Genomic DNA, 17,458 nt, shown 5'->3' with positions numbered 1-17,458 from the left:
TTAGTTGTTGGGTTTGTTTGTATGCCTAGGCGCGCAAGTATTAAAAGAAATTTATGTGTAGAAGCATCATAAAATTTTAATCAGTTTTTGCTTAAATAGATGCTAAACTTAAAATAGTTAGATTTTTATTAAATTTTAAAGGACGTTTCATTATGATCAAACCCGTTATTCTTGCAGGCGGCACCGGAAGCCGCTTATGGCCTAAATCACGCGCAGCCTTACCTAAGCAGTTTTTAAGCTTAACCAGTGAAAACACCATGTTGCAAGACACCATACTGCGTTTGCCTAGTGAAACCTGCTCGGCCCCTATGCTTATTTGTAATGAAGACCACCGCTTTTTAGCCGCAGAGCAACTGCGCGCAGCTAGTATTGAGCACTCGGGCATAGTACTTGAGCCAGTGGGCCGCAACACAGCCCCTGCTATAGCTATTGCGGCTATGCTTGCAATGCAAAACGGTGATGACCCACTACTACTAGTATTAGCGGCTGACCACTTAATTGGGGATCATACCGCTTTTGCACACGCTATTAGCCAAGCTGAAAAGCTGGCGTCCACTGGCAAACTAGTTACCTTTGGTATAGTGCCAACCGAAGCCCATACTGGTTATGGTTATATAAAGTCAGGCGCTGAGCTTGAAAATGGCGGTTTTGCGGTAGCCGAATTTGTAGAAAAACCTGATTTAGCCACTGCCCAAACCTACCTTGACGGTAAACAGCATTTTTGGAACAGCGGTATGTTTATGTTTAAAGCCAGCGTGTATTTAAACGAAATTAAACAACACAACCCTGACATATTTGCCGCGTGTGAAGCATCTATTGCAAACACCGAAACTGACCTCGACTTTTTACGCATTAATAAAGAAGCCTTTGAAGCCTGCCCTGATGATTCAATAGACTACGCCGTAATGGAAAAAACCCAAAGCGCTTGCATGGTGCCACTTGATGCCAACTGGAATGACGTAGGTAGCTGGAGCTCATTATGGGAAACCAACGAAAATAAAGATGCCAATGGTAATGCCTGTATAGGTGACGTAATGCTTGAAGGCGTTAACAACAGCTATGTAAATGCCGAAGAGCGTTTAATATCAGTTATTGGCCTTGATGACGTAGTAGTAGTTGAAACAAAAGACGCCGTACTTGTGGCTAACCGCAACAAAGTGCAAGACATAAAAGCCATAGTAAATAAGTTAAAAGCTGAACACCGCAGCGAGTTTGAATTTCACCGTGAAGTGTTCCGCCCTTGGGGTAGTTACGATTCAATAGACAACGGTGAGCGTTATCAAGTTAAACGCATTACCGTTAAGCCGGGTGAAAAACTTAGCGTGCAAATGCACCATCACCGCGCTGAACACTGGATTGTAGTAAGCGGTACAGCCAATGTGACTATTGGTGAAGAAACCCAAATGCTAACTGAAAACCAGTCGGTTTATATTCCAATTGGTGCGGTTCACGCCTTAGAGAACCCAGGTAAGATTCAACTAGAACTAATTGAAGTGCAATCGGGCGGATACTTAGGCGAAGATGATATTGTTCGCTTTAGTGACCGTTACGGGCGTGTTAAGTAATTAAGATACTAGCGGCGGTATATTCATACCGCCCTTCCCTTATTCGGCTTAATGCCTGTAGCTGCAAGGCCAACTATATTTAAGTTTTTATTGTTTAAGTAATATTTTATTCACCGCAACCCTTTCAGATAGCACTTGCCCTTTTACATAAGGGTCATCGAATGCGCCATTCGCTGGCAGTGCCGCAATAGTGTCAACAACGTCCATTCCTTTAACTACTCTTCCAAATACGGCAAAACCCTGTTTATCAGGATGTCGTAAGCCGCCTTCGTCCAAATGGGGATTATTTAAGGTTGATATGAAAAACTCTGACTGTGCGCTACCTAAGTTTCCACGGGCAAGCGAAACCGCCCCTCTATTATGAGTGAGTGTAGTCAACTTAGTTGATTCATGATTAATGGGTGCAAGCGGCCCTTTGAATGATTCACTAATGCTAGCATTTAGGCCGCCTTGCAAAACCCCTATTTTCAAGTTGTGATTGTCGTTACCGTGGTTAACGGTACGATAAAAAGAAAGCGCTTTAAAGTGCCCTGCGTTTATATAATTAATAAAATTATTCGCACTAATGGGGGCATTTTTTACATCTAGTTCAATATGTATATTGCCGTAATTTGTACTTAAAATGGCTACCGGTAGTGAAGGAGTGGGGTGTGTTTTGGTAGCGCACGCATTTAAAAGCATAATGCTAGCTATTAATGCCATTAGGTAGAATAAACACGCTTTATGTTGATGAGTCATAATTGCCGTTAATTTAATATTTATTATAAGATAAATAAAAGAATAAGCGATTACTAGCCTTAAGTATATAAAACAGGCATTTATATTCTAATTGGTGCGGTTCACGCCTTAGAGAACCCAGGTAAGATTCAACTAGCACTAATTGAAGTGCAATCGGGCGGATACTTAGGCCAAGACGACATTTTGCGCTTTAGGGACCGTTAAGGGCGTGTGAAATAAGAGAAGAGTTCCCATGTGAACTCTTAACCTTATAAATTTCGGAAATTAGTACTGTATTACGCTTTTATTTTTCAATCTTCTCCACAAATTTCGCGCGGAAGATTCAAGATAAAAGCGTATTATACTTAATTTAGACGCTAATAAAGGGATAAAACCAGTATCAACTTGTTTGCGCTCATACTCAAATAGCTGAAAATCATCATTATAAAATTTATTTACAGCTAATATTGCATCTTTACTCCAACGTACAGTTTTTCTTTCACTTGATTTTTTGTGAATGCTTTGAGATGAAGGAGGAAAACCTAAATCTTCGGCTATCTCGTTCAAAATATTAGAAATACCATTTTCAAAATAGAACACTTTAAGCTCTTTGGAAACAAATTCACTTTGTGGCTGAATATGGTTATCAAGTATCTGAGAATTAAACTCAGCTGTTTTTAATGTTTTACACACCCATGCTGAGAAATGTTTCTCAGGCTTCTTACCTAGTTGAATTTGGTGTAATTTATGGCGATAAAAGAACTCACTTTCTAATCGTTGATATGGATCTCGAACAATTGCAAACTTGTAGTTAAATGGTGGAAAAACACCATCAAACATAAGGTTTATAGTTTTTAACGTAAAGTGCTGTGGTGTACACTTCAAATCTTGAACGGGTTCTTGCATAAACAAATATTCTTTAAACTGTGGCTTCGACTTAAACCACTCTTCAATAGATGTTCCACCTGTTTTCGGAATGTGCATGAACAACACACTTGCATTTTCTTTTACGTATATTGGCATAACTAATCCTACTCTGAGCTTCCATAAACATGTTGTATATTTACACTATACCAAAGAAAATAAAACTGAACTTCTTTTATGTATGGTCTATTATTTACTTCGTGATTTACTTTCCTTGTAAAGAGTGTCACCTTTTTTTACACTTCAATTACGCACAACACCAATTTCCTCGTAACTAACTGTAAAAATACAACTTTATTAGTTGGCACAACATTTGCTTTAGTTGGTTTAGTGAAATTCAAACATACAAAGGTTTAATATGATTTTTAAAAAACTAGTTACTTCAATTGCATTAGTTAGTGCATTTAGTTTCACAGCTCAGGCTGACATTATTGCTGCAACAGATTTCGATGGTAGAGACATCACCGCTGGCGGTGTTGCTACTTCTGACTGGACTACGAATGGGGTGTCACCACTTCTTTCGCTTACTGCTTCTGCAGACCTATTTGATAGCGCTGATTCACAGGATCTTTTTGCTGTTAATAACAACATTCAAACAGTTGGTCCTTGGACTGCTGATATCGCACTTAACGTGTTAGCTGATGAGATCGCGTTAGACATGCTTTCTTTTGATGCTTTCATCTTTAATGGTGGCGGTTCGTTCCAAGCAACGAACGGTACGTCTAGAGATGTAGATTTCACAGCTACAATTTTAGACTTTAATGCTAACGTATTGGGCTCTCAAGTTGCTAACAACGTATACCCAAGCAGTGGCGTATATGTTCCAGGTACTACTGTTAGTTTTGACTTTTCATCTTTAAGCCTTCTTGCTAATACTAACTACGTATTAAGAATAATGGCATCTTCAGATGATACTGTTGGCAACAATGCTGGTATCGACAACCTTTCACTAACAGGTACTGTTGGTCAAAACAATGCAGTAAACGTTTCTGCACCTTCAATGGCTGCTTTGTTTACAATGGTTATTGCAGGTCTTTACCTTAGAAAGAAAAGTGCATAATTTGCTATAAAATTCTGAAAAGCTGCATTAAATGCAGCTTTTTTTTGCCTAATTTCTTACACTCAAAGCCGTTAAATGATTCTCACATTACAATTACAAGCCTTTTTATTTTCGTATATAATTTAACGCACAACATATACAATATTACTCACCGAATAACTTGATAACTCTTCTATTAATTAAGTAAGATTTACAATTATAAAATTACGATGCTTTTTCTCGGCATGACTTAATAGCACATCAAGTAGTTGCGCGAAGAGCGCCGAACTCTTATTTGTATAGTCTTTACATTAAAATGTTTTAAATTAGAAGTTGAATATGACAAAAAATCCCAGCGCGTCAAAGTCATCAATGTGGATGATGGGTGTTAGTATTGGTGAAAAAATATTTGCATTAGGTATATACATAATACTAGCAAGATTTTTAGACATTGTTGAATTTGGAATTGTGGCTTTCAGTCTATTTATTCTAGATTTTATGACAATGATAGTAACTTCTGGCGTTAGGGAATATATAGTAACAAGAGAAAAGACATCAAAGTTGTTCATTAACACTTGTTTTCTTGTTGTATTTGGTTTGTCACTAATTTTTGCCGTTGCCGGCTACTTGGTAACGCCATTATTAATATCACATTCAACTGAAAACTCTGAATTACTTACCCTTATATTGCAGGTAATCGTATTTTTACCCCTTGTTTCATCTTTCAATATGATCCAACTTTCTATTCTACAACGCGATTTTGCTTTTAAAGCCATAGCGCTAAACAACTTTGTTTCAACAAGCGTGAGCGGAGTAATAGCGGCTTATATGGCGTACAACGGCTTCGGTGCTTGGGCTCTTGTTGCTTACAGATACATTCAAGTTGTAGTTATCACTTTATTGCTAACAATCAAGGCTAAATTCATCCCCTGTTTGGCTTTTAACAAATCTATTTGTAAAGACTGTTACAAATTTAGCTTGCCATTAATTTTTTCGGAAATATTCAACTTTTGTTCGTCAAGAATTATGGAAATTTTCGTTAGCTTTTTCTACGGGCCTGCTAGTTTTGCGTTACTCGATATTGCAAGAAAATTTACCAAAATTATTACGCAAGTATCTCTTACAGCTCTTCGACCTGTTTGCTTATCTTTTATTTCACAACCAAATGAAACGTCAAAAGGATCTAGGCACAGTGAATTTTCGGTCAATATCACGTTTTTAGTTATCCCCATCTTAATTTTGTTGAGCATATACGCAGATGGGTATGTATCTTTGATTTTTGGTGAGCAGTGGTTAGAAGCAATTCCAATTATTCAATTTTTGGGATTCGCTGCTTTAGCGCAAACCATTACGTGGTATTTCCCTCTCCTTTTAATAGTACATGGAAAAACTAAACAAGTGTTTTACTTAAATGTACTTTTCTTCATTATATCGATAATAGGAGGGTTATTAAGTTATCAATTAGCATTTGAAAATTATATTTTTGTACAAGTTGTAATATTTAACCTAATTGGCCTGTTAAAGATTTACTATTTGCACGAAAAACGTTTAATTTCTATTAGTGACATAAAAGCCTATTATGCCCCAGTGGTATTAAGCACTGTCTCATTTGCGATAATTACTTACGCACTAAAAGTTTCGATTTTTGATACTTTTAAAATGAATAATATTTTAGATTTAGCCTTTATATCAAGTTTAGCTATTGTTTCGCTAATAATTCACTATGGCCTTACATACATTTTATTTAAGACTTTCGCACGAAGATTAATTTCTGATGTTAAACAGTTTAAGCAAAAATAGGCTAAATAGATAAATTAAATCGCTCAAAGTTGAGGGTGGTTACTAAATCAGAAATACACACTATAAAAATATACCTTTTATTAAAAAACCATAAATCACAAACGTTAATTTGTAGTATATTTCGTAAAGTTGTTTTAATTTATAAACTTGAGCTTGTTAAAATGGTTAGAATGAAAAAAAGGGTGTGTTTTTTCGTTAGGGAGTTCCCTGTTTTGTCACAAACATTTGTTATTCAACAAGTGAATGGATTAATCGCCGAGGGGCACGATGTAAGCGTAGCTTCAATGTATGAAGGTGACCTTAGCCTTTGGGATAATGCCTTATTAGCAAAAAACAATTTAAAAAATAAAACTAACTTTTTATTACCCAACGAAATTCGCACCAACAATAAAATCAAACATATAATTCAAATAATGCTTGGGATGATTAAACTTTTATTTACTCGCCCCTCAGCTTTTATGTTTATTCTGTTCAACGTTTATAAAGTTGTCGCTTCTGGCGGTTTGCTATTTTTAAACGAATTAATATCAATTACAAAAACTAATAAGAGCATTGATAATTCAACATCAATAATTGCGCATTTTGGTGATATTGGTGTATTAGCTGGCCTTCTGGCTAAAACTAAAGCTATTTCAAATAACATATTTACCGTTTTTCATGGTTACGAAATAAGCGAATTCAAAGCGCTTAAAGAATGGACGTTATGGTATGTGTGGTTGGCGCAGCATAGTACTAAACTACTTCCCATAAGTGAGTTATGGGCTAGTAAGTTGAGAGAATTAGGGATAGCAAGCAGTAAAATTGAAGTAGTGCACATGGGGATTAACCTTAACGACTTCACATTTGACCCCCACACAAATCAAACTGAAACATTTAACTTGTTGTCAGTGGCTAGGGCAGTAGAGAAAAAAGGCCTTACTTACTCATTGGAAGGCGCTGAGTTAAGCAACACCTCGTTTACCTATAATATTATTGGTGGCGGTCCTTTAACTCCAAATTTAGAAAAACAAATTTCAAACTATAAGAATAAAAACAATTTTGTGTTTCATGGCCCCAAAAGTTCGCAATTTGTAGCGCAGCAACTAAAGGCTTCCGATATCTTCGTCCTTACCTCTGTTACTAGCGAAACAGGCGATATGGAAGGTATTCCTGTGTCACTTATGGAGGCCATGGCATCAGGAGTTATAGTCCTTTCAACCTATCACAGCGGTATCCCTGAATTGATTGAAAATGGTAAAACCGGATTTTTAGTTGATGAGCGTGATGCGCAAGCTATTGGTATTATGATAGAAAATATCGTAAATCACCCAAATTTAGAATTAATCCGAAAACAGGCTTTCGCAAAAGTGAATGATGAATTTAATCAAGCAAAAATAAATATTCAGCTCTCTAATATAATCGAAACTGAAACTGCCAACTAACATTAATAAAGCTACTAAGTGCTTAAACTACCGCATTATCATAGCAGTTTCCTATACAGATCATCATAACCCTCAGATGGTGTTCAGCTAATACCTCACCCCTTTCTTAGAATAGACATTGGCTACCTTTATCTTAGTGCATCAACATAAGCTACTCATGAGCTTTTGCTGCCAAACCGCGGCTAGAAGCGTTTGTGTAACAAGCTCTAATGTCACTACAAAGTCACTGCTGATACAGAGGAGATACGACGAATTAGTTTAGTCGCTTCTCCCCAACCTTTTTTAACTTATGTTTGGCTATTTAGCAGAATTCTTTTCTATTTATTTAATAGCCTCTTCGCCAATCTAACACCAGATTTTCCAACTACGGCCTTAACTAACTCTTTTTTATTCACTTCAGATTTCAAGGTAACAAGCGTTTGTAATGATTGACGTTCACTCTCTGAGTCTGTAAAAACTTCTAACAGCATAGGCTTATTAGTTATCTGGGGTGTTAAAAAACGCTTTATAGCTATATTAAATTCGTCCTTATTATTCGCACTTAGGTACTCAAAACCCAAGGCTTGGCTGTATCCTTTTGCGAGTTCAGGTGATTTTTCTCCAAAATGCCCAGCTGCCGCTACATAGGCGTCAGCGTCCTCACCCATAAGTTTTTGGCCCGGATGTGAGTGTAACCTGAACTCCATGCCTCTTCCGTTGTTAACAAGTATTATTCTTAAGTTGTTACCTACGTGTCTATTACCAATCGCGTTCATATCATAAAAGAAGGTAAGATCGCCTAAAACGCAAAAGTGTAATACCTTAGGTTGAACTAAAGAAGCACCAAGAAATGTAGATAAAACACCGTCAATTCCTCGACACCCCACATTTGAACTAGTGCTTACGCTCTTTGGTAAATCAAAGAAGGTCCATGCGCGTAAAGTATTACTCAACCCTAAATGCAACACACTTTTTTCTGGAATGTTAGGCGCCACATTCTGCGCTACCCAATTATTAGAAAATGGTAGCTCGGGTATTCTATTGTAGAGATCTTTGTATTCGGCAATACATGCGTTTAAGTACGCATCTTCGTTCACAGTGTCTCTTAACGGATGTTTAGTATAATGTTCAAAGAAAGTCTGCTCTTCCATATCGAATATATGACTTAGCCTGTGGAATGTATCTCTGACCTCTCCATCAGGGCTAAGTCTCCAAACGTTTTTTGCGCCCTTCATCACACCATAGGTCATGTAGTCACCTGATAACTCACCAATGTGGATTAACAAATCAGGAAAACAAAGAGGAGAATCATACTTTTCTTGTCCTGCTATTAAGGCAAGCATCGTTCTATACTTACCCTGATAACGACTAGTATGATCGCAGAACACGACCGCATCATTTGCCCTGCAAAATTCGTCAATGGCTTCTGTTTGCGCTTCTGTGAATACCGCATGCGAACATATATAAATAGCTACTCGTTTAACCGGCTTCGGTAAAACTGGAAATTGATCATTATAGTTAATTCTTTTTAACACTCTAACTTTAGGCAACGTTTTTACTGAGAAGTCACCTTTCGTTGTCGCTAAATTTATATGAGCTGGGCCGCCACCATTGCGGGTTAACTCTAAAATTGCAGTGTTTACTTTTAATTCAGCAAACTGAAAATCTGCTTCGTCTTTGATATGGGGCAATTCAACTTTGTACTTAAATGTATCTTTAGGCCAAACACTGCGGTCAATAACTTGCGGTACAAGGTTCCCTATACCGTAATAACCTACAAAAAATGTGATAGCTAGTACTGGTAACTTACGGTAATAGGCTTCTGTTAAGCCGGGTAAATAATTACGTGAGGCAGAGGCGCCCGTGCACGTAATTACTACTGGTTCACCAGACTCGTCAGCTAAACCACATGCCATATACGCAGCCGAGCGCTCATCTACACAAGAATAAACCTCAAACCAAGGATCGTACTGGCAACTCCCCACTAACGCCATGTTTGTGGTACCGGGTGATGCTACGATTTTTCGAATTCCATGTGCCTTCAATAAAACGACTAAAATTTGAGCGTTTTTATCGTTTGAGTAATGTTTATGCATCTTTCTGCAACCTCATAAATTTGTTCCTAAGTAGGGCTATTTTTTCCCGCACGAATACTTTTTCTTGCGCTGTTAATCCAATTACCGCAACTGCAAATGCTGTTGTAGATGCACTTATTAAAGCAATTAATACAACTCGCCAGAACGACTCAGGCATGGATAACAGAAGAGCTGATAAGGGGATTGCAAAAGCGATAATGGTAACAGGAATTATTATTAAGATTACGCTTTTAAAATATTGATATGGATTAAGACCAATCATACTTTTAAGCAACTGCAAGCGTATTGCTATTAGCACTATTCTAATCACCAAGTGGACTAAGTATGCGGTTTCTGGCGGATAACCATACAAGTATAACGCCCACGCAAAGAAAAATACAGACACACTCACGCCATTTACGATCAGTGCGTACTTTCGAATATTTCCGGTTGCCATTGCTGCAGTAAATAAAATTCCAGCCATCACTTGAGGTAGCATGGTTAGCAATGTTAAGCGCAGAAAAATCGTAGCATATTCGGGTACATCTTTTAACCAAAGGTTTAGTACAGTCTCAGCTTCAATGAAAAGAGGAACAATGAAAAAAAGCGCGAGAAAGTAAGAAAATTTACTTCCACTACAAATGAGTTGGTGCATATAACTTTTTTCGTCTGCAGCATAAGACTTAATTATTTGCGGGTTCATTGCTACGGTAAGGTTACTTATGAGCTGATTTAATGCATTTTCTACTTGCGTGGAAACGCCTCGCGCGGCATTCGTCAATACTCCAAAATGCAGATTCATTAAAATATTGATGCCTTGTGTATTAATAATTCCTACCGAGGAACTAAAAAAAGCCCACCCGGTAAAGCCAAACATTTTTTTCAATAGGTTTGTATCCCATACAAACTTAAAGCGACTTGACGCAAAATTGTATCGACAATAAAAAAAGTAAATTGTAAAAATAACTACCGATATCAGCATCAACAGTACAGAGTATAATTTCAACTTATCAATTGTAGATACGGTTAATAAAAGTGCGACACCAAGTTTGAGGAACACCTCTGCTAAACCAATGTAAGCAAATGCCTTCATACGCTCATGCGCGATAATCATGGCTTGGTACGACACGGTGATCATCCCAACAGCAAACGTTACCGCTGTACTCACTAAAACCCAATTTGCAGCAGACAAGCTACCTTCAGGAATATTCATCTTTGAATTTAGAAACCAACCGCCAGCAAAAAGTATCAAAAAGAACAGGCATATGGAAAGCATGATTTGCAGTAACACACTTGAAGAGAAAACAGAGCTGAGCTTGCTCTCTGAGCCACGACCTAGCTCATAAGTTATAAATCGGCTAACAGCAGATGATAGAGATCCAGAAATACTGGAGAACATAGCGACTACACTACCCACAGCCACGAAAGTTCCGAAATCCTCTACGCCTAAGGCAGCCAATACGACTCTACTTGTATAAAGAGCAACGGCAATTGTTATAATTGAGCGAACAAATAGAAATATTGTATTTTTAGCGATTCGCGAGTTTTTTTGAGAGCTTGAAGATTTATTTTTTTCCATAAGTAACGCTATTTGTTCCGTAAGAAACGATTGACTTTATAAGCAAATTCTAAAGCAAAAGTCACACTAAATCGCTCAGCTAAATAGACTATTTTATCGTGTAAGCTTGGTATTTCCTCTAAAGGAGTGAATTCGCGAGAAGCTTTATCGTTCATTGCCTCCAACCTCCAATTAATAGGATTAAACGCTTTGTCATTTAAAAATGTCTTTAAACAAGCCCTTATCGCTTCTTCAGTTTTCTGAAATGAGTCGATATCAACAAACGGCTTTATTTTTTTATTGTCAAACCTACGATTAAAGTAGCGGCTATAAATGACTTGGTATTTATTTATATTAAGATTTAGTGATTTTTCTGTCATTATAACCTTAGGTTCTGTTCCTAACTCTTCGTAGAGTACCTGAAGATAAATATTTAATACCTCTTGCCAAGTTATCGCTTCTTCTGAGGTTATATGAAACGCCTCACCTAAGGCTTTTTGTTCTCCAACAATATTCGCTATCCCAATAGAAACATCATCGCCATGAGTCATTGCCGTTACCTTATTGGCAATATCTTCTGAAAAGACAATGCTTCGGCCTTTTAAAGCTCGGTACAGCCACGATTCTTTTTCCAATACACCCAATTGCAAGCGCGATTCGTTGAATGTAATACTCGGCCGAATTATCGTCCAGTTGTTTTTACCAGAATCACGCAGCGAATTTTCCTGCCTTGCTTTTGATAAAGCATATTCATCTGTATTCAAGTAAACGCTGTCGGTTGTTGTTTCCAATAAGCGGGGTGTTTCTTCAGTAATAGGAGTTAAGGATTCAGAATAGACGCGTGCCGAGCTTATAAAGATGTATTGTTGTGTTGCATCGAGTATGCTCGGCATTCTTTTTGAAAACTGTGCAGAAGGATATGCCATAAAGTCTATAATAACATCCCACTTTCGTTCTAAAACTTCATAAAAAAAACCGTCGTCTTGGGCATTTCCTTGCAAATATTCAATGCCTGATATAGGCCCATTTTGTTTACGTGAAGTTACGTAAACCGAAAATCCTTTTTTTAATAAAATTTTACTTAAAGGCACTCCCATAGCGCCCGTGCCGCCTAAAAGTAGAACATTCATATTTTATTTATCCCTTTATTTAATTGTTCCACTTTGATGTTCCCATCCATGGACCTTAAAACTACAAAATTTTTTTCTTACTTACAGTTAACGAGCTTATACATTATCACTTAAGAAAGCTAAAGAGCGTTCTCGTTCTTGAACAAGCCTGTTATTAACATATTCCCAATTTATTTCATCAGTAAGTTTTTGCACTTCAAATTTCTTAGGTTCCAATATTAGTCGTTCGTTAAGTTTGAAATTGTCAAGCAAGGAAGAAAATCTTGAAAGGCCTCGCTTAGTATTTCCTATCGATAAAAAGGGTTTATTAAAAAGAATAGCGAAAACGGTACCGTGAAATGAGTCAGTAATTACAAAATCTGCATGGATAAAGCCGTTAAGCCACTCTTCAATAGGTGGAAAAACAAATTCCTCAACATTGTGTTGCGCTAGGTTTTTCAAATCTTTGCGCGGCATCACTCCAAATGCTTGAGCATTTAAAGATTTCGCCACATCCTTTTCGAAGGCTTCATTTTCCTCTGAACGGTCTAAAATGTAACAAAACAAATTTCCTTTTGGTTTGTCTAACGACGCTTTTTCAACTAATTCACAATATGTCTCTTTTGGAACAAGTAAAGTTGGGTCTAAAACCATAGTCGCATTGGTGGCTAAGTGCTTTTCACATAACGATGCTGCCGCTACTTCTCGAACTGAAACAGCATCAAAAGACTTGATAAGTTGTTTGCATTTAGACGTTTCATCCTCAGTCAACTTCCAATTTTCGACGCCAAATGAGGCAGCGTATGATAATTTTTTAACAGCTGGTACATTTTCTAAAAATTCAAAGAAATAATTAGCTAAATAAAAAGAGTAATCAGGCCTCCAAACTTGATCACTACCAACTACAAAACTTTCAAACTTATATTGGTTTAAGTCATCAAATTTAAAATATGGCGATACTTCTTTAGTGGTTGCTATGTATTTATCTATAAACTGCTGAACGTGGCGATTTATGTATGTCTTATCAGATTCACTTGTGAAATCAGGCTCAAAAACTGGCGTGTTTTTAATAATATTACGAACTCGCTGCTTCATATGTTCCAATCGTTTTTTTAAATTGGAATGCGTTGGCGACTTAATATTAATCAACATCGTTTCATGCCCCAACTGTAATAGCGTTTCTTGTAGTGCAAAGGCTTGAAGAATACCCCCATAATTATTCGTGAGGGGTAACGTCAATGTGGCGATGTTTTTTTTAATCACAAGTGTTCTCTCTATTTATTAAGATTATCAGAAGTGGTGGGTTATTGTTTGCGAATAATCAAGAACTGCTAGCACACTAATAAGTTTGTTCAATCCATCTTTTTGTAAACCTAATGACTTACCTAATGCGCCAATAACAGTATACGACAACTCACCAAACTAATTAAACAAATTTTCATTATGCAAAATGAATCGCCTTTATCGTACTAAACGCCTATTGCTTAGTAAGTCTAACTAAAAACGCTACCATTTTCTTTTGATATACCCTGCTGTTATAAATCTAAGTAATTTTCGACCAAAGGCCATTGAAAAACGCCAAGCGCCTTTTCCGCTCTTCAATTTTGAAATTGACAGGAAATACTCTTTAATTCCGTTAAGCGAAGACTTTTCAAATACTTCATTACAATAACGAATTAAATATTCGTCGTAGGAATACCTCATTTCATTTACAACGTCTTTTGAATAGTTGTATCTAGTATACTTTGAATTAAAAATGATATTATTTTGCAAAGCAAACATATGGCTCCAGTAATGCAAAAATAAGTCACCTGTTAAATTATCACCGTGAAAGACTTTTGTGGCTAAAGCTTGATTTACACACACTACGTCGGCGTAGTTTGAATACCTTAATATAAAGTCAAAGTCCTCTGAGTGATTCATATGAATATTAAATCCATTAATTTTAAGAGCTAATTCTCTATTAAAAATCACCGTAGAAGCTGTTCCAACAAAGTTTTCTTGAATAAACGCTATTTGAAATTCTTTTTTACCATAGCTATTTTCCAGAAACTTCTTATTTTTGCTGTTTACAAACTTTCGAGCCTTCTCTAACTCATCATCAATATAATAATCGGTAAACGTAAACAAAGTGGCATCATTGCGTTGTTTATAAACAGCTATTTGAGTCTCAATTTTCGTCGGCGCCCATGTGTCGTCCACATCTAAAAACGCAATTAGGTCACATGAGCTTTTAATTAAACCGAGGTTTCGCGCACCCGACACTCCTGTGTTTGATTGCTTATAGATTTTAATTGGCACCGCACCGCTGTTCGCTAAATCGTTTACTATGCTAACGCCGTTGTCGGTCGAGCCATCATCTATTACAATTATCTCATTTACAGGGTGTGTTTGCGCAAGAATTGAGGCTATAGCTAACGCTATAAATTGTTCACCATTGTACATTGGGATTACGGCACTGACGGTAAAGCCGGAAACAATGTGGGTACTAGTCATGAATAATTGTTCTCTTGATTGGCGCAGTTGTTATTTGAATACGCTATGATGCTTTCTGGTATATTTATTGTTTTTTAAAGCTTTTTTCATTGTCTGATAAGTGATATTGGACAATGAGTACAAGTATATGGAGTATAGAGACTATTTACTACCCTTTTGTGACGGCTGTTTTCTTAGCTTGAGCATAAATATATGGCTGCAACTGCCATAAAGTAACGCCAACAAAATGATAGGTATCATTGGTGTTGTCAAATGTAAAACTATCGCTATTTCGCAAACAATTTTTTCAAATATAGTGCACTAGGTTTTTCGACCCAGCGGCATAATGCATGTGCTAAAACAATGGAAATAATTATTGCAACAGCTATTCCCCAAAAAGGATCGTACTTATACTCGTAAAACTTACTAATTATTACATAACCAATATTTTGGTGTATTAAATAAAGTGCATAAGAGATTGAACCGAAATAAACTAAAACCTTGTGATTTAAAAGTATTGCCTTCCCTTTAATGATTAAAAAGAAAACGACATAGAAAAAAGTTAATCCCAAAGCCTGTTTTAATGAATATCCTTGAAATATCGCAAATATAGTTAACAACATAAGTGCTAACGTATAATTATTGTGTATTTTATTTTTTAATTTGTAAAAACAGATACCAGCCGCGAAAAAAGAAATATAATCGAGAAGAAAAAATATAGAAACTAATCTATCTACTTCAAAATTTGAATAAGCTAGCGATATTGAAACCACAAGCCAAACTATTAAAATTTGGTCAATACGCTTTAATTGATTAACTATAACAATGCATACTATCCAAAAGTAAAAACTGAGCTCCAAAGTAAGTGTCCAATAAACACCGTCAATGTGTTTAAAGCCAAAGTATTGATGCAGCATACTTAAATTGACCAGTAATGTTACTGCGTCTAATGTTACATTGGGAAGCGGAAACATACTCAATACTACAAAAGTAAGTATAGCGGCAGCCCAAAATGTAGGGTAAAGCCGCTTAAACCTTGATTTGATAAAGTCACTAACTTTATTTGAACTCGAAATGCTCCAAAATATAACGAATCCGCTTATCATAAAAAACAAATGTACCCCAAACATACCAAACCGAAAAGCTTCAGGGATGGTAAAAGAGTGAGAGTAAAGAACATCGTAGTAATAAAAGTAATGATATAAAACAACAGCTATCGCTGCAATCCCGCGCAAGCCATCTAACTCAGTTACTCTGCGTGCATCCACGTCATGTCTCCATTGTAGGTTGAATTCCGGATATAAACAGAAGTAGTGATACAACCGCTAAATATAAACATTTATTATATGTTTAAAAGAATTGATTACTTATAGTACTAATGATTATAGCAACAAAATAGTTAAAAAGTATCTATGAGCTGGAATAAAACAAGCTCTATAGAACATAAAAATTTTGCTCGAATTACCGCTAGGTTCTAATTCCCCTTTTAGGGGAGGGTTACAACGCTATTTTTATACAATTAAATTTTTTTGACAAAAGCGTGGTTTCACTTACTATCTTAAGTGGACTTTAGTAGAATTACTCTCTGGCTAGTAAAATCACTTTGGAATGTTGTAAGAATGGAGCGTAGGTTATGAATTTACACAAATTAAAATCTTTCGGATTTAAAGCTTTGTTTTGGAAGTTTTTGTTCAACTACCGCTCTAAGTATAAACTAGAGTTTCTGCAACGTTTTGTAGTTAGGCAAAAGCATAAAGCAGTTAAAGAAGCTTTGTTAAATATGCTTGAACTAAACTTTGACAACTACAAAACATTTAGTACAGCAAAACCTTCAAACAAGGTGTGGTATTTTTGGTGGGACGGCGTAGAAAATATGCCTGCAATTTGCAATAAATGTTTAGAGTCTGTTAAAGAGAATGTTGGTGAAAAGAATGTTAATATTATCGATAAAACGAACTTTACAGAATTTGTTTCTTTATCACCTACTATTAAGTCAAAATTTGAAGCCGGTTCAATACCAATTCAACAATTTTCCGATATATTAAGGGTTGAATTGCTTAAAAAACATGGTGGATTGTGGTTAGACGCTACAATACTTTTAGCATCTGATTTAACCAATGAAATGTTTGGCAAACTTTATACAGTAAAGCATGGGCAAACATCAGAGTTCGTGTCTAATGGTGCTTGGTCAGTATTTTGTATTGGTGGAAGACAAAACCATCCTTTGTTTGAATTTTTGTCTGATTCACTAAATCAATATTTTGAAAAATATGATTCATTAATCGATTATTTTCTAATGGACTATTTAATATCTTTAGCTTACGAAAACATACCTTGCGTGAAACAAGATATTAATGCCCTCCCCGTTAACAACCCCGATATTTACTTTTTAGAGCGTAACAGGGCAACTGAGTATAATGAATTTACATTTAAAAATGTTGTACAAAACACTAAGTTATTTAAGCTAAATTGGCGTTCAAACACTAATAATTTGCGTGAACATACTTATTTGTCACATGTATTGAATTCAAAGTTGCCAACTGAATTGGCTAATAACCAATTACAGAGTTAGAATGAAAGCAATAGAGAACACATAAGAAATGTCTAAATTACCCCGTTTGTACTTATACAGTCCCTTATTGATGATATTACTTTTTATAAGGCCAGTATTAGATCCTGTATTTGCAGTACTAAACGTTGGTGGCTTAAGCTTAGGTGCGTTACCCAACATATTTATGCTAGTAGTTTTGTTAGCGCTACTTAAACACTTTAACTTCAAGTTAAACTCTGCATCAA

Annotated in this window: 13 protein-coding genes and 1 pseudogene; 6 read left to right on the top strand and 8 right to left on the bottom strand. The window is 36.3% G+C overall.

Annotated features, from left to right (window positions below; all coding sequences use genetic code 11):
- The first annotated feature begins 155 nt into the window (after positions 1 to 155).
- The gene (locus ACOI22_RS15750; RefSeq protein WP_420673282.1) at positions 156 to 1,565 is read left to right on the top strand and encodes a mannose-1-phosphate guanylyltransferase/mannose-6-phosphate isomerase; all 1,410 of its coding nucleotides are present in this window, start codon (positions 156 to 158) and stop codon (positions 1,563 to 1,565) included.
- Between the two features lie 87 nt (positions 1,566 to 1,652).
- Here the strand turns inward: ACOI22_RS15750 and ACOI22_RS15745 are convergent, their stop codons facing one another.
- The gene (locus ACOI22_RS15745) at positions 1,653 to 2,303 is read right to left on the bottom strand and encodes a peptidylprolyl isomerase (RefSeq protein ID WP_420673090.1); all 651 of its coding nucleotides are present in this window, start codon (positions 2,301 to 2,303) and stop codon (positions 1,653 to 1,655) included.
- 78 nt (positions 2,304 to 2,381) lie between these two features.
- On the opposite strand from ACOI22_RS15745, the pseudogene ACOI22_RS15740 reads away from it, so the two are divergent.
- Positions 2,382 to 2,507: pseudogene (locus tag ACOI22_RS15740) on the top strand (hypothetical protein); the annotation flags it as partial.
- A 60-nt stretch (positions 2,508 to 2,567) separates the two neighbouring features.
- Here ACOI22_RS15740 and ACOI22_RS15735 read toward each other — a convergent pair.
- Positions 2,568 to 3,305 (bottom strand): sulfotransferase family 2 domain-containing protein, encoded by a 738-nt coding sequence (locus ACOI22_RS15735; protein ID WP_420673089.1) that lies wholly within the window; start codon positions 3,303 to 3,305, stop codon positions 2,568 to 2,570.
- Between the two features lie 259 nt (positions 3,306 to 3,564).
- Between ACOI22_RS15735 and ACOI22_RS15730 the strand changes: the two genes are divergently transcribed.
- The 3 genes from ACOI22_RS15730 (at position 3,565) to ACOI22_RS15720 (ending at position 7,466) form a co-directional block, all read left to right on the top strand.
- Complete coding sequence (locus tag ACOI22_RS15730; protein WP_420673088.1) at positions 3,565 to 4,266, top strand: hypothetical protein; 702 nt, start codon at positions 3,565 to 3,567, stop codon at positions 4,264 to 4,266.
- A gap of 318 nt (positions 4,267 to 4,584) precedes the next feature.
- Positions 4,585 to 6,045 (top strand): oligosaccharide flippase family protein, encoded by a 1,461-nt coding sequence (locus ACOI22_RS15725; protein ID WP_420673087.1) that lies wholly within the window; start codon positions 4,585 to 4,587, stop codon positions 6,043 to 6,045.
- Between the two features lie 212 nt (positions 6,046 to 6,257).
- On the top strand, positions 6,258 to 7,466 hold the full coding sequence (locus tag ACOI22_RS15720; protein WP_420673086.1) for a glycosyltransferase: 1,209 nt from the start codon (positions 6,258 to 6,260) through the stop codon (positions 7,464 to 7,466).
- A 317-nt stretch (positions 7,467 to 7,783) separates the two neighbouring features.
- Here ACOI22_RS15720 and ACOI22_RS15715 read toward each other — a convergent pair whose 3' ends face one another.
- The 6 genes from ACOI22_RS15715 to ACOI22_RS15690 form a co-directional block, all read right to left on the bottom strand.
- Positions 7,784 to 9,541 carry a thiamine pyrophosphate-binding protein gene (locus ACOI22_RS15715; protein WP_420673085.1) on the bottom strand — a complete coding sequence of 586 codons (1,758 nt, stop codon included), beginning with the start codon at positions 9,539 to 9,541 and terminating at the stop codon, positions 7,784 to 7,786.
- On the bottom strand, positions 9,534 to 11,099 hold the full coding sequence (locus ACOI22_RS15710; RefSeq protein WP_420673084.1) for an oligosaccharide flippase family protein: 1,566 nt from the start codon (positions 11,097 to 11,099) through the stop codon (positions 9,534 to 9,536). Before ACOI22_RS15710 ends, ACOI22_RS15715 begins: the two co-directional genes overlap by 8 nt.
- 8 nt (positions 11,100 to 11,107) lie before the next feature.
- The gene (locus ACOI22_RS15705) at positions 11,108 to 12,208 is read right to left on the bottom strand and encodes an NAD(P)H-binding protein (protein ID WP_420673083.1); all 1,101 of its coding nucleotides are present in this window, start codon (positions 12,206 to 12,208) and stop codon (positions 11,108 to 11,110) included.
- 96 nt (positions 12,209 to 12,304) lie between these two features.
- Positions 12,305 to 13,450, bottom strand: coding sequence for a polysaccharide pyruvyl transferase family protein (locus ACOI22_RS15700; protein ID WP_420673082.1), 1,146 nt, complete (start codon positions 13,448 to 13,450; stop codon positions 12,305 to 12,307).
- A 243-nt stretch (positions 13,451 to 13,693) separates the two neighbouring features.
- Positions 13,694 to 14,683 carry a glycosyltransferase family 2 protein gene (locus ACOI22_RS15695; RefSeq protein ID WP_420673081.1) on the bottom strand — a complete coding sequence of 330 codons (990 nt, stop codon included), beginning with the start codon at positions 14,681 to 14,683 and terminating at the stop codon, positions 13,694 to 13,696.
- Positions 14,684 to 14,949: 266 nt separating this feature from the next.
- A complete protein-coding gene (locus ACOI22_RS15690) occupies positions 14,950 to 15,930 on the bottom strand; it encodes an acyltransferase family protein (RefSeq protein WP_420673080.1) in 981 nt (326 codons plus the stop codon).
- A gap of 365 nt (positions 15,931 to 16,295) precedes the next feature.
- Between ACOI22_RS15690 and ACOI22_RS15685 the strand changes: the two genes are divergently transcribed.
- Positions 16,296 to 17,234 (top strand): capsular polysaccharide synthesis protein, encoded by a 939-nt coding sequence (locus ACOI22_RS15685; protein WP_420673079.1) that lies wholly within the window; start codon positions 16,296 to 16,298, stop codon positions 17,232 to 17,234.
- The last annotated feature ends 224 nt before the right edge of the window (positions 17,235 to 17,458 follow it).

This window comes from Glaciecola sp. 2405UD65-10 (assembly GCF_048820975.1).
Classification (GTDB): Bacteria; Pseudomonadota; Gammaproteobacteria; order Enterobacterales; family Alteromonadaceae; genus Glaciecola.
Note: the sequence above shows the minus strand (reverse complement) of the source record. Positions and strands in the feature narration are given on the sequence as shown.